15 protein-coding genes are annotated in these 13612 nt (G+C 58.5%); 6 read left to right on the forward strand and 9 right to left on the reverse strand.

The window, feature by feature from the left end; all coding sequences use genetic code 11:
- Positions 1–2: 2 nt before the first annotated feature.
- Positions 3–650, reverse strand: a complete 648-nt coding sequence (locus tag AC2FI9_RS06740; protein WP_058273905.1) for a GntR family transcriptional regulator — start codon at positions 648–650, stop codon at positions 3–5.
- Positions 651–750: 100 nt separating this feature from the next.
- On the opposite strand from AC2FI9_RS06740, the gene AC2FI9_RS06745 reads away from it, so the two are divergent.
- The 3 genes from AC2FI9_RS06745 to AC2FI9_RS06755 all read left to right on the forward strand — a co-directional run bounded on the left by AC2FI9_RS06745 (position 751) and on the right by AC2FI9_RS06755 (position 3003).
- Entirely contained in the window at positions 751–1395 is a 645-nt protein-coding gene (locus tag AC2FI9_RS06745; protein WP_496766797.1) for a pyrimidine 5'-nucleotidase, read from the forward strand.
- An 86-nt stretch (positions 1396–1481) separates the two neighbouring features.
- Positions 1482–1730 (forward strand): hypothetical protein, encoded by a 249-nt coding sequence (locus AC2FI9_RS06750; protein WP_282168549.1) that lies wholly within the window; start codon positions 1482–1484, stop codon positions 1728–1730.
- Between the two features lie 76 nt (positions 1731–1806).
- Complete coding sequence (locus AC2FI9_RS06755; RefSeq protein WP_496766798.1) at positions 1807–3003, forward strand: UbiH/UbiF family hydroxylase; 1197 nt, start codon at positions 1807–1809, stop codon at positions 3001–3003.
- Between the two features lie 13 nt (positions 3004–3016).
- Here the strand turns inward: AC2FI9_RS06755 and AC2FI9_RS06760 are convergent, their stop codons facing one another.
- Positions 3017–4144 carry an aminotransferase class V-fold PLP-dependent enzyme gene (locus AC2FI9_RS06760; RefSeq protein ID WP_496766799.1) on the reverse strand — a complete coding sequence of 376 codons (1128 nt, stop codon included), beginning with the start codon at positions 4142–4144 and terminating at the stop codon, positions 3017–3019.
- A 230-nt stretch (positions 4145–4374) separates the two neighbouring features.
- Between AC2FI9_RS06760 and hutC the strand changes: the two genes are divergently transcribed.
- Complete coding sequence (gene hutC / locus AC2FI9_RS06765) at positions 4375–5076, forward strand: histidine utilization transcriptional repressor HutC (protein ID WP_496722205.1); 702 nt, start codon at positions 4375–4377, stop codon at positions 5074–5076.
- 6 nt (positions 5077–5082) lie between these two features.
- Here the strand turns inward: hutC and AC2FI9_RS06770 are convergent, their stop codons facing one another.
- Positions 5083–5541 carry an Lrp/AsnC family transcriptional regulator gene (locus AC2FI9_RS06770; protein ID WP_496766800.1) on the reverse strand — a complete coding sequence of 153 codons (459 nt, stop codon included), beginning with the start codon at positions 5539–5541 and terminating at the stop codon, positions 5083–5085.
- Positions 5538–5993, reverse strand: a complete 456-nt coding sequence (locus AC2FI9_RS06775; protein WP_496766801.1) for an Lrp/AsnC family transcriptional regulator — start codon at positions 5991–5993, stop codon at positions 5538–5540. Before AC2FI9_RS06775 ends, AC2FI9_RS06770 begins: the two co-directional genes overlap by 4 nt.
- Positions 5994–6125: 132 nt before the next feature.
- On the opposite strand from AC2FI9_RS06775, the gene ilvC reads away from it, so the two are divergent.
- Together ilvC and AC2FI9_RS06785 are read left to right on the forward strand one after the other, a co-directional pair.
- Complete coding sequence (gene ilvC / locus AC2FI9_RS06780; protein ID WP_058273912.1) at positions 6126–7148, forward strand: ketol-acid reductoisomerase; 1023 nt, start codon at positions 6126–6128, stop codon at positions 7146–7148.
- Between the two features lie 73 nt (positions 7149–7221).
- Positions 7222–8124 (forward strand): DMT family transporter, encoded by a 903-nt coding sequence (locus AC2FI9_RS06785; protein WP_496766802.1) that lies wholly within the window; start codon positions 7222–7224, stop codon positions 8122–8124.
- Here AC2FI9_RS06785 and glmM read toward each other — a convergent pair.
- The 5 genes from glmM to AC2FI9_RS06810 all read right to left on the reverse strand — a co-directional run bounded on the left by glmM (position 8121) and on the right by AC2FI9_RS06810 (position 13603).
- Positions 8121–9464 carry a phosphoglucosamine mutase gene (gene glmM / locus AC2FI9_RS06790; protein ID WP_496766803.1) on the reverse strand — a complete coding sequence of 448 codons (1344 nt, stop codon included), beginning with the start codon at positions 9462–9464 and terminating at the stop codon, positions 8121–8123. The genes AC2FI9_RS06785 and glmM overlap by 4 nt on opposite strands.
- A 34-nt stretch (positions 9465–9498) precedes the next feature.
- Positions 9499–10497: a dihydropteroate synthase gene (gene folP / locus AC2FI9_RS06795; RefSeq protein ID WP_496766804.1), complete on the reverse strand. Its 999-nt coding sequence runs from the start codon at positions 10495–10497 to the stop codon at positions 9499–9501.
- Positions 10494–11414 carry a dihydroneopterin aldolase gene (locus tag AC2FI9_RS06800; protein WP_496766805.1) on the reverse strand — a complete coding sequence of 307 codons (921 nt, stop codon included), beginning with the start codon at positions 11412–11414 and terminating at the stop codon, positions 10494–10496. The genes folP and AC2FI9_RS06800 overlap by 4 nt, the downstream gene beginning before the upstream one ends.
- Positions 11415–11517: 103 nt before the next feature.
- The gene (locus tag AC2FI9_RS06805; RefSeq protein WP_496766806.1) at positions 11518–12888 is read right to left on the reverse strand and encodes a multicopper oxidase family protein; all 1371 of its coding nucleotides are present in this window, start codon (positions 12886–12888) and stop codon (positions 11518–11520) included.
- Between the two features lie 73 nt (positions 12889–12961).
- Positions 12962–13603, reverse strand: a complete 642-nt coding sequence (locus AC2FI9_RS06810; protein ID WP_058277625.1) for a cell wall hydrolase — start codon at positions 13601–13603, stop codon at positions 12962–12964.
- Positions 13604–13612 lie beyond the last annotated feature (9 nt).

The following is a 13612-nucleotide window of genomic DNA, read 5'->3' on the forward strand; positions in this document are numbered from 1 at the left end:
GGTCATTTCTCGCGCAGCACCGCATCCTGTTTCAGCCGGGTCATGAAGGCCACCGAGATGTGTTCTTTCAGCGCGCGCTCTGCCGCCTCTTCATCCCGTGCGGTGATCGCCTCGACAATGCCCTTATGCTCACTTTGCGCAATCTCGCCACGGCCCTGAACGGCAAGCGAGGTCGTAGCCATCAGAGCCATTGTGCGGTGTACAAGATTCAGCTGCTGCACCAGATACCGGTTGTGCGAAGCCAGATGGATCTGTTCATGAAACCGCCGGTTGGCCCGCGACAGTGCCGTTGGATCATTCACCAACGCATCGTCAGCGGCGACCATGTCCTGCAGCACTTTGATCTCTTCTTCGGTGGCGTGTTTCGCGGCCAGCTTTGCGGCCAACCCCTCCAACTCGCGCCGGACCACGTACAGTTCGGCCATTTGGTTGTGATCCAATGAGGCCACGATCAGTGATCGTCCGTCACGCTCTAGCAGGGACTGCGTCTCGAGGCGCTGCAACGCTTCGCGGATCGGCGTGCGGGACACGCCAAACCGTTCTGCCAGCTCACTTTCGACCAACCGGTCGCCGGGCTTGTAAACGCCCACATCAATCGCTTCGAGAATAAGGCTATAGGCGTCTTTGTTGGGCTGACGGGATTGCGGCATGGGGTGTTATTTCTCCTCGTTCGGACATGTCTATCCGCCTCAGGCCCGTGCAATCAAGTGTAGCATTGAAAACCTGTTCATGGCGGCCTAAACCCAACCCATGGTCAAACCTTCTTTTTCGCACGTCACCCAATGGGTGTTCGACCTCGACAACACGCTGTACCCGCCTCACATGCAACTATTCGACCAGATCGAGGTTCTGATGACGGATTACGTGGTGCAGGCCATTGGCGTCGACCGGGCCGAGGCGGATCGCCTGCGCTCGCACTATTGGCGGGAATACGGCACCACGCTGGCCGGCTTGATGGCCGAGCATGACCTGGACCCCGAACCCTATCTGTACGCCGTGCATCAGGTGGACATGAGCCACATGGACCCCGACGCCGAACTGGCCAATCACATCCGGTCCCTGCCCGGCCGTCGCATCGTTTACACCAACGGCAGCGCGCCTTATGCCGAACGTGTGCTAAAAGCACGCGGCCTCAGCGGTTTGTTCGATGCGGTTTATGGCGTGGAGCACGCGGGCTATCTTCCAAAACCTGAACAGGCCGCGTTCGAGGCGATCTTTGCACAGGATGGCATCGACGCCGACAAGGCGGCTATGTTTGAAGATGATCCGCGCAATCTGACTGCTCCGCACGCGATGGGAATGCGCACTGTTCACGTCGCGCCCGAGCCGCATAAGGCTGAGCATATCCACCATCATACCGACGATTTGACCGCGTTTCTGGCCCGCCTGCGATAGGCTGTCACACTGCGACGATCTGCACATTCTGCAGGTGCATCATCGACCCTATATGCGCCTCAGCGACGAACAGAATCGGAGACCCCATGAGCGCGATCGAGATGCCCGGACGCCTGCCCATCTGGCAGCGCCTGTTGTTTGCAATCCCCCTGTTTGGCTGGCTAGCCAAGGATGCCGCTCATGCAAAGGGCGAAGAATGGGGTTATACAGCGGCCGCGATTTTCAGCATGTGGGGATGTTCTGCCCTGTTGTTTGGCTTGCCGGGCCTGTACATCCCGGCGGTGATGATGGTGCCGGTGATGTTCCTGATCCTCATCCTGATCTCGCGCGGCTGACACGCGAGACAGGATGTCACTTGGCACCGGCGGAGGAACCGAACTAGGGTCTGCCCAACACTCGGAGGCCAAGGTCATGAAAGACAGCTGTGACATCCTGATTTCCGGCGGAGGAATCGCCGGTCTGACCGCCGCGGCGGCCTTTGGAACCGCCGGGTTCGACGTTATTTGCGTGGACCCGACGCCCCCGATAACCGAGCGCGACGTGGACGGCTCTGATTTGCGAACCACCGCATTTCTTCAGCCCGCACACGGGCTGTTAGAGCAATGTGGGTTGTGGCAACGGCTGGACGCACACGCGGCCCCTTTGCAGATCATGCGGATTGTGGACGCAGGCGGAGATGTTCCTGAACCCCGCGTTGTGCGCGATTTCAACGCCGCTGATATCTCGGATCAACCGTTCGGTTGGAACCTGCCCAACTGGCTGCTTCGGCGCGAGATGGTGGCACGACTGGCCGAATTGCCCAATGTCGATTTCCGTCCCGGTACAGGCACTGTCAGCCTGTTCACCCGTACCGCCGAAGCGCGTGTCGGCCTGAGTGACGGCAGCCGCATTCGTTGCAAGCTGGTGGTCGCTGCTGACGGGCGCAACTCTCCCATGCGTGAAGCGGCTGGGATCAAGGTCCATACAACGCGCTATGGCCAGAAAGCATTGGCCTTTGCGGTCACACATCCGATTCCCCATGACAATGTCTCGACCGAGATCCATCGCTCGGGTGGGCCCTTCACCCTGGTCCCCCTGCCCGATTGGCAGGGGCAACCGTCTTCGGCGATCGTGTGGATGGAGCGCGGACCCCGCGCTGTTGAGTTACTTAACACCAAGCCCGAAGCGTTTGAGGCGCTGATGACCGAACGGTCCTGTGGGTTGTTCGGACCGTTAAAACTGGCTTCGCGCCGGACCATCTGGCCGATCATCAGCCAGTCAGCAGAACGTCTGGCTGGCGAGCGAGTCGCACTAATGGCCGAAGCTGCCCATGTGGTGCCGCCAATTGGAGCCCAGGGATTGAACATGTCGCTGGGCGATCTGAGCAGCCTGCTGGAACTGGCGCAGGCCCGCCCCGAAGGTTTGGGCGACGCGCAGATGCTCGATGCCTATCACAAAGCCCGCCATACCGAGATCGAGATGCGGGTCAAAGGAATCGACCTGCTGAACCGCGCCTCGATGATCGAGGCGCGGCCGTTAAGGGACGTGCGGGCAATGGGGCTGAATGCGCTCTATTCCTTGCCGGCTGTTCGCAAGACCTTGATGCAAATGGGCCTCGGCGTACGCTAAGGCCCGAACGGTTTCACAGAACCTGATCCAGCACGCGCTTGAGCCGCCCGATGGTGCCGTCAACGTCATACAATTTGTCCAAACCGAACAGACCAAGGCGGAAGGTGCTGAACCCTTCAGGCTCATCACATTGCAGCGGCACACCGGCTGCGATCTGCATGCCCAAAGCGGCAAATTTCTTACCATTCTGAACATCTGGGTCCGAGGTATAGCTGACCACGACACCCGGTGCGCCAAATCCGTCTGCCGCGACCGAAACGATGCCTTTGTCCCGCAGCATCGCCCGCACACCATTGCCCAACGCCCATTGGGCGTCGCGCAGCTTGTCGAACCCATAATCGCGGGTCTCAACCATCGTATCGTGGAACGCCTTCAACGCATCCGTGGGCATGGTCGCGTGATACGCATGCCCGCCATTTTCATAGGCTTGCATGATCTGCCGCCATTTCTTCAGATCAACGGCAAAGCTGTCAGACGTCGTCTCCTCCAACCGCGCTTCGGCACGCTCAGAAAACATGACAAGACCCGCGCAGGGCGATGCGCTCCACCCTTTCTGGGGGGCCGAGATCAGAACGTCCACACCGATGGCCTTCATGTCGACCCAGGCACAACCCGAGGCGATGCAGTCCAGCACCATTAACGCCCCAACCTCATGCGCAGCAGAGGCCATGGCAGTCACGTAATCGTCGGGCAGAATGACACCGGCCGAGGTCTCTACATGTGGGGCAAAAACAACGTCCGGACGCTGTTCACGGATTGTTGAAACAACCTCGTCAATCGGTGCGGGGGCAAAGGGCGACGGGCTGGAATTGCCGGTTTCACGAGCTTTGAGAACCGTCGCCGACGCCGTCAGATCACCGGATTCGATGATCTGGCTCCAGCGATAGGAAAACCACCCGTTCCGAACGACAAGTACATTGGCGTTGCGCGCAAATTGCCGGGCGACGGCCTCCATCCCATAGGTGCCACCACCAGGGATAATCGCCACACCATCCGCATTATACACATCCTTCAGCAACCCCGAGATGTCCCGCATCACCTGTTGAAACTGCACTGACATGTGGTTCAGAGACCGATCCGTAAACACGACCGAGAACTCTTCGAGCCCAGAGGGATCGACGGTGTCCAATAGCGCTGGCATGGTTTGTCCTTTCAAATTGTCGTCAGCGGCCTCGCGACCCGGGTTAGTTTGCCGAGACCCGTACTGAACCCGAATATCTGGCCTAAGGGAACCAAAAACAAAACACTCAAATGATATTTTGTTGGTCGAATCTGGCAAGAAATGACGCCAATTAGTGTCAGTCGCCCTTTACACTCTGACGTGTTTCTGACCAGATGCACTCACTTTGCAGAAGAAAGGTATTTCGACAGGTGAATGCGCATAAGCGGATCAGTTTTCAAGTTGTACGGGACGAAGTCAAACGGCGGATCGAAAGCCGCATTTGGCCGCAGGGATCGCTTCTGCCAACCGAAACACAGCTTGCCGAGGAATTCAATTGCGCACGCGCGACAGTGAACCGTGCCCTGCGCGAGCTTTCTGATCAGGGCTTTGTCGAGCGCAAACGCAAAAGCGGGACCCGGGTCAAAAAGGAACCCAGCAAGCACGCCAAGCTAGAATTTTCGTTGGCTCGTCAAACGGTTGAAAGCCAAAATGCAACCTATCGGTACTCGCTGGTTGAACGCAACGTGGTCGCAAGCCCCGGTTGGCTGGCTTCACAGATCGGTGTTTCCGCGGACATTCGCGTCCTGCAAGTCATCTGCATGCATTATGCCGACAACCGTCCCTTCCAGTTGGAAGAACGCTGGATCAACATAGATGCGGTACCCGAAATCGAACATGCTGATCTGAGCACCCAGGGCCCCCATGAATGGCTATTGAACGCCTCTCCGTTTACCGAGGCTGAGGTCTCCTTTTGCGCGATCTCCGCGGACGGACGATTGGCGGAATTCATGGGAACCACCCCCGGAACGTCGATGATCCAGCTAGAGCGCACGACCTGGAAGAACGGAAATCCGATGGCATTTGCCCGGATGACGCACCATCCGGGATATTGCATCCGCACGCGATACTGAACGGGCTTATCCGATCGGTCCCGGCAAACGTTCCTCACTTAGCAGAACGTTGGCTTCGACATCTCCTGCGCCGGGCAAGGTCATGATCCGACGGCGCAGGACCCGCTCAAAATCGGACAAGTCGCGGGCAACCACCCGCAGGCGATAGTCGTACAGACCCAGCACATGCTCGACGGTCTGAACTTCTGGAATAGCACTGACGGCACGCTCAAAATCCTCCAGACTGACCTGACCCTTGCGCGCCAGTTTCACGCCAAGGAACACGGTCACACCAAAGCCCAACGCCTCGGCATTCAGGCGCAACCGGCGACCCTTGATAATGCCCGAGGTTTCCAGCCGGCGGATGCGCCGCCATGTCGCGGGTTGTGACAATCCCAGCTTACGTCCCAACGCCCCCGCGCTTAGCGAAGCATCCTGCGCCAGCGCGCGCAGTATCTTTCGGTCAAGTTCATCCAGATCGATCATACCGGCAGCACCTCTTCGCTTTTGACCCGCGCGATGTGCATCAAGGCCTCAATATCCGCGATATGCGGCAGGGTCAGAATGCGGTCGCGGTAGAGTTGTTGGTAATGTGCCATGTCCCTGGCAATCACCGACAGACGCACATCTACCCGGCCCAGAAAGGTCTGCAATTCGATCACCTCAGGCACCTGCCGGGCGGCCGAAGTGAATTCGTCAAACGCGCGCGATTGGGTCTTGTCCAGCGTGACCCGCAGCGAAACCTCGACCGCGTACCCAAGTGCCGCCCAGTCGATCACGGCCTCTTGCCCTTGGATGATGCCTGCGGCCTGCATCTTTTCGACCCGGCGCCAGCAGACCCCTTGGCTGATACGGCAACGCTCGGCGAGTTCCGCGGCTGACAGACTGGGGTCGGCCTGAAAATGGCGCAGAATTCGACGGTCTATGTCATCAAGCATGATTTTTTCGTATTTTTGGCATCACACGAATTATTCTTCATCTTTTTCGCAAATACTCAAGTGCAACCCTATCGCCAATACAACATCCGGCAGGTAAAACCCTCGGCAATCTAACCAGAAAGGACCGGCGACATGCGCGTCTATTACGATCGCGATTGCGACATCAACCTGATCAAAGACAAAAAAGTAGCAATCCTGGGCTACGGCAGCCAAGGCCACGCCCACGCACTTAACCTGCGCGACTCGGGTGCGAAGAACCTTGTCGTCGCTCTGCGCGAAGGCTCGGCATCCGCCAAGAAAGCCGAAGCCGAGGGTCTGGAAGTCATGGGCATCGCCGAAGCGGCCGCTTGGTGCGACGTCATCATGTTCACCATGCCCGACGAACTGCAGGCCGAGACCTACAAGAAATACGTGCATGACAACATCAAGCCCGGCTCCGCCATTGCCTTTGCCCATGGCCTGAACGTCCACTTTGGCCTGATTGAGCCGAAAGAAGGCATCGACGTCATCATGATGGCCCCCAAAGGCCCCGGCCACACCGTACGCGGCGAATACGTCAAAGGCGGCGGCGTGCCTTGCCTGGTCGCTGTTGACAGCGACGCGACCGGAAAGGCCCTGGAAATCGGCCTGTCCTATTGCTCGGCCATCGGTGGCGGCCGCTCGGGTATCATCGAGACCAACTTCCGCGAAGAATGCGAAACCGACCTGTTCGGTGAGCAGGCCGTTCTGTGCGGCGGCATCGTCGAACTGATCCGTTGTGGTTTCGAGACTCTGGTTGAGGCAGGTTATGCACCCGAAATGGCCTATTTCGAGTGTCTGCACGAAACCAAGCTGATCGTAGACCTAATCTATGAAGGCGGTATCGCGAACATGGATTACTCGATCTCGAACACTGCCGAGTACGGCCAGTACGTCACCGGCCCGCGCATTCTGCCTTATGAGCAGACCAAGAAAGCGATGAAAGAGACGTTGTCCGACATCCAAACCGGAAAGTTCGTCCGTGACTTCATGCTGGAAAACGCCGTCGGTCAGCCGACCATCAAAGCGGCCCGTCGCCACAATGATGAGCATCAGATCGAACAAGTTGGTAAGAAACTGCGCGACATGATGCCGTGGATCTCTGCTGGCAAGCTGGTCGATCAGGAAAAGAACTGATCCTGCCAAGCGAATGCGAAGGGGCGGCCCATAAGGCCGCCCTTTTTTGTCCTTACCCCAAGCCGAGACGCAGATGGTTCAGCACCCCACATCCCGCGATTGGAGCGGCGTTATCACCCTTGGCCTGATCTGGGGCGGTACGTTCATGGTCGTCACCATGGCGCTGGAAGGGTATGGACCTATCACAGTCGCCACCGCGCGGACGACGCTTGGCGCAGTAATGTTGCTGGGGCTGATGGCCGCTACAAACCGCAAGCTACCCTCGGGGTCGACCGCCTTGTGGGCTTCGGTCATCGTGATCGGTATCTTGTCCTCGGCCCTGCCCTTTGTTCTGCTAAGCTGGGGGCAGCAATACGTACCGTCCGCCTTCGCGGGTCTGTCCATGGCCGCAATCCCTCTGATGGTACTGCCGCTGGCGCATTTCTTTTCGGACGAGCCCCTGAACCTGAGAAAATTGGTGGGCGTGATCCTTGGATTCTGCGGTGCGTTGGTGCTGATCGGCCCCGGCTTGGCGCAACTCGGCCACGGGTCGGAACCTTTAGCGCAACTGGCCTGCATCGGGGCCGCCTTGTGTTATTCTCTGGCGTCGATCTTCACCCGTCAATGTCCGCCCATTGATCCGGTGGTTCTGGCCGCCCTGACCCTGCTGGTCGGCGCAGTAATCCTTTTGCCGATCATGTTCGTGACCGAAGGCGTCCCCACGTGGGAAGGTACCCGCCCAAGCATTGCCATCATCGTTTTGGGGTTGGTCCCTACGGCATTTGCAACACTGCTGCGCGTATCCGTCATTCGCAGCGCAGGATCGGTCTTTATGACGCTGGTGAATTACCAGGTCCCGATTTGGTCCATGGTGTTCGGCGCATGGGTTCTGTCCGAAGCGTTGCCGCTGCGCTTTTTCGTGGCGCTGGCCATGATCCTGACCGGGCTGGCCATCAGCCAGTGGTTCAGCCTGCGAAAGATGTTGACTGGGCGCTAGCCTGTGACGGCCTCGACTTCGGCAACGATGCCGTCGACAACCTGGGTCAGCAGCGCATCATCTTCACATTCCGCCATGACGCGGATCAGAGGTTCCGTACCTGATTTGCGGATCAGCAACCGTCCCTGCCCGTTCAGCCGCGCCTCGGCGTCAGAAATTGCAGCCTGCACACTGGCGGCCTCAAGCGGGGCTTGTCCTTCGCCATAGCGCACGTTCTTCAGCATTTGCGGTACGGTTTCGAACTGCACCGCCAATTCCGATGCTTTTTGACCCGTATGAACCATCTCCGCCAGGAAATGGAGGCCTGCCATAAGGCCGTCGCCTGTGGTCGCATAGTCGCTCATGACGATGTGGCCCGATTGTTCGCCACCCAGGTTGAACCCGCCTTCGCGCATACGTTCAACGACATAGCGATCCCCGACGCCGGTGCGTTCCAGACGCAAGCCATGGCTTTCTAGATGACGTTCCAGGCCAAGGTTCGACATAACCGTTGCAACCAGCGCGCCGCCTTTCAGACGGTCTGCTTCGGCCCAGCTGGTCGCCAAAAGCGCCATCAACTGATCCCCATCCGCGACTTGGCCATTCTCGTCGATCATAACGACGCGATCGGCATCACCGTCCAGACAAATCCCGATATCTGCGCCATGGGCCACCACGGTTTCGGCAGCCAGCTGCGGTTTGGTCGAACCACAGTTGAGGTTGATATTCTTACCATTCGGCGTGATGCCGACCGGGATCACCTCGGCACCCAATTCCCACAAAACCTCGGGCGCCGTGCGGTGAGCGGCCCCATTGGCGCAATCGACTACAACTTTTAGCCCGTCCAAACGCAAGTCACGCGACAGCGAAGATTTGACGCGTTCACCATATCGGAACCGCGCATCATCCACCCGTCTGGCACGGCCGATATTCCGTGCCTGCGCAGGTTTGACACCTTCTTCGATCAGCTTTTCAATCTCGAGCTCCGCCTGATCAGACAGCTTGTATCCGTCAGGACCAAAGAACTTGATTCCGTTGTCCTCGGCCGGGTTATGGCTGGCCGAGATCATCACCCCAAGATCCGCGCGCATCGACCGTGTCATCAGACCAACAGCGGGCGTCGGCACCGGTCCAAGCAGCAACACGTTCATCCCGGTCGAAGTCAATCCGGCCGTCAGGGCGTTTTCCACCATATAGCCGGACAGGCGCGTATCCTTACCGATCACAACACGGTGGACGTCGGATTGATCGCGGCGGAAGTAACGGCCAGCGGCGGCCCCGATGCGCAATGCCATTTCAGCCGTGATTGGATGGGTATTGGCTGTACCCCGCACCCCATCGGTTCCGAACAGCTTGCGCATAATGTCACTCCGTCATTTCTTGCCTGCCTCCGCCTTACCGGACGGCGGCCCAAAGGCGCAAGGCCTGAGCGGTTTCTGCAACATCGTGCACGCGCAGAATTTGAACGCCTTGTGACAATCCAGCCAGCCCGACGGCGATTGATCCCGGCGCGCGGGCGCCCTTGCGCGGCTCTTTGCCAATCTGCCCAATAATACCTTTTCGGGACACACCCAGCAGGATCGGGCAACCTAGACCATGAAACAGGCTGATCCCTTGCAGTAAGGCCAGGTTATGTGCCTCGGTCTTGCCAAACCCTATGCCTGGATCAACGATAATCTGATCCCGGTCCAACCCGAGTTTTTCGAGACGATCCACCTGCCCTTCAAGGAAATCGTAGACATCCAGCAGAACGTCGTCATAGGTCGGATTGTCTTGCATTGTGCCCGGATCGCCCTGCATGTGCATCACACAGACCGGAGCGCCAACTTGTGCGCAAAACGGCGCAAGCTGTGGGTCAAAGGTAAATCCTGTTACATCGTTGATCAGCCCTGCTCCGGCCTTCCACGCTGCTTTGGCGACGGCGGATTTGCGCGTATCGATGGATATCAGCGCATCAGTGCGGGATTTGATCGCTTCGATCAGGGGGCGGGTTCGCGCGATCTCTTCATCTTCGGGCACGAAAGTTGCTCCGGGTCGGGTCGATTCGCCGCCAATATCCAGAATGGTTGCATCTTGTGACACCATCTGTTCAGCCGCAGATTGGGCCGAACTGACCGAATTGTGCACGCCGCCATCCGAGAAACTGTCCGGCGTTGCATTCAGAATGCCCATAATGTGCGGGCGATCCATGGCAAGGCCGGCGACATCGGCACGCGGACGCGTCAGACGGTCCAGCGCGTCGTCCGGCACATCCTGCACGGCAATGATCCTTGGGGGCTCTTCACGGCTTAACCGTTCGACATCGGTAAACCACAGCGGCTGGCCCGCAATTGGTACAGCCCCCAACGGACGGTTCGGACCGTGCTGAACCAAAGGTCGAAAATACGCGGTCACAGTTGTGCCTGATCCACCGAGATCGCACGCAACGGGGTTTCAGGGGCGTCGGGCAGCGCGCCGCCGATCACCATCATCTCACTCGCTTCAAAAGTGGCAGCAAACCATGCCGCCAGCGCCACCGCATCCGAAGGTGCCGCCGATTGGCCGTCAACAGCATCCAGCACGATTTTTGAGGGTGCCCAGACGCAAATCTGACCATTTTTCATGGCCCAATCCAGCTCAGTCCGCGTTGAAACGACAACACAGCGGTGATCGCGGGCAGCCAAAACCCAGGCGTTCTGTTCAATCGCCAACAGATCAATTCGGCGTTGGGTCATCGCGTGGCCAGTCTGTGAAACAGGCATATCCGCCGCGCCGACACATAGGATCAACGGGCGTTCACGATTTTCCAGCTGATCGATCCATCCGGTCAGATTGGGCGATGCGATAGCCTCGTTCGACAGAAAGGCCAGCCGGGGATGCGGGCGCTCTTCCTCGACGACGTCGTGATGAGCCTTGTCTTTTCCGCGCACAATCTCGACACCCAAGGCGCCGGGACCTCGATCAAGTTTTTCTATTCTGACAAACGCTCTTACGGCCTGCGGCTCAAGTAAAATTCGCTCGGCCACCCGGTCTGCCAACGTCTCAAGCAGGTTAAGACGTTCCGCCGCAAGCTCGTACGCGATCGCCTCAGTCACCCGGTCGTAGGACAGGATGCGATCCACGTCATCGTCGATGGGATCGGTCAGCGGGCGAACTTCCACTACTATGTTAAAACAAATACGCTGGGTCGTACCACGCTCGGCCTGAAACGCGCCGATTTCAACCTCGACGATATGATCGCGCAGAGAAATTCGGTCCAACGGCCCCCGGGCAGCGGTCGCTTCGGACCGCTCGGACGGGTGCGCAAAGGCAAGACGGATTTCAGAGCTCATACAGGCGGACCTTTTCGGGCTTTGTGGACGTGTTTGCCCAAAATAAACGATGCGCGCGCGTATAGCACCGCAACATGCGTCTTTCCAGCCATCGAATGCGGCGTCAGCTGACGCGGAACCAGCTCATCATGCCCGAGGCGGCGTGTCCCAGCATGTGGCAATGCAGCAGCCAATCGCCTGGGTTATCTGTGACCAGAGCGATTTGACGGGTCTGGCCCCGGTCCACCAGTATAGTGTCGCGCCAAGGCCCCAAACTGCCATCCGGCAGGATGAGCCGGAAGTGGTGACCATGCAGGTGCATGGCATGAGGGAAAACGGTTTCGTTCACAAACTCGATCCGGTGCACCTGACCCAGACGCGCATCCAGAAACGGATCCTTGGGTCGTTCCGCGTATCCGTTCAACGCCCAGAACCTGCCCAGTTGAGCCAGCTCACGGCCTGTCAGGTCCTGATCGCCAAGCTTGGCCCCTTCCAGCCATCGCATCGCGCCGCCCTGCAGGGACATGCGATGCAGCGGTGCCTGATCATACTGAAATTCAGGCATATTGTTCGCAGGCAATGGTTCAATACCCTGCCTTTGCGATATGGAGGCCTCGGAAACTTGAAAGCGTACCAAGCCATAGCCGCCGTCCCGCTCGATACTGGCGAGACCCGCGACTTCCCCGGACGCGGACGTTACATCCACGACAAGGTCCGCCCGTTGTGCGGGCGCAAGTGGGAAGCTGTCCTCTACAGGCAATGGAACTGCCAGCGGCATCCCATCCAAAGCCACAATCCAACCTGCAAGCCCGTCCAACGCCAAATCAAATATCCGAGCGTTCGATGCGTTGATCAGGCGTAATCGCAATCGTTCCCCCGATCCAACAGGGTATGCCGGATCGAAACCGCCATTGACGGACACCAGATTACCCAGCCGCCCCGCATGGCTAAGATCGTGCCCATTGTCAAAATCGTCCACGATATGCGCGGTTTCCGGGTCCAGCCGCCAGTCGTCCAGCATCAGCGTCAGATCCTGATCAACATCCGGCGGGCTGGATTCTTCAACAATCAGAGATCCATAGAGACCTCGGGTAACCTGTTCGGTAGACCGGTTATGCGAGTGATACCAATAGGTTCCTGCATCGGGTGCAACAAAGTCATAGTCGAAGGATTGGCCCGTCTCGACCGCGTCCTGCGTCAACCCCGGCACGCCATCCATGGCGTTGTCGATCCGAATTCCGTGCCAATGCACTGCCGTCGGTTGAGACAGGTTGTTTATCAGCTTGCGACTGACGCGCCCGCCCTGAGGCAATCGGATGTCGACTCCGGGAACGCGGCCGCCATAGGTCCAAACCGGCGTAGCTGGATATCCGTCAGGCGCAATCTGTTGCACCGCTTCTTGCGCAACCAGATCGGAGCTGGCCGCATGCGCCACCTTTGGCAGCAAGGCAAGCGCGGTCGAAGTTTGCAGAAACCGTCTGCGGGATAACATCATGGCGGACCTCCTGGTCCGCTACATAAGGCAGAAAACGCCCCGCGCAATCAAGGTTCCAGCGCGGGTGCGTCAATCAGTTGCTCGCGGTCCGATAGTTGTGGCGGTAGAAAATGTGAACGCCGATCCGGGCCGTTTCTTTGTAGACGCGCGACCATGACGGGCGCACCGCCTTGGTGTGGTAATGGGTCGCCCCTTCGGTCAGCCCGACGCCAACGCCGTCGATTGCCGCACGGGCAACCTTGGACACACGCTCATAGGCTCTTTTCTCGCGGATAACTTCTTTCTGACCATCGCAGGTGTAGGTGAACTGGCATTGGTACTTCTTACCGGTTCCCTGCTTGATCACCCCGCACAGCGAACTTGGAAAGCGGCTACTTTTGACCCGGTTCAGGATCACCTCGGCCACGGCAAACTGACCGCGAACGCTTTCGCCGCGCGCTTCAAAGTAAAGCGCCTCAGCCAGACATTTGAAGTTCTCGTCACCAGCGGCAGTCGGCAGTTGATCCAGCCAATCCTTGGAATAGGACACCTGTTGCAGCACGGGTTCTTTACGTGGCTTAAACAGGCCCAAGTAATCACGGAACTTTTGCCCGGGCAATTCGCTTCGGGTTACAAGTTCGCGTTTGGCAGATTCGGTGGCTTCCCTCTCGGCGACGGAAACACTCGGCAGCACGGTTGCTGCCAATGTGGCAACAGCCAATATGTATCGTAGCATCAGATAACC

This window comes from Ruegeria sp. CDSA246 (assembly GCF_059611225.1).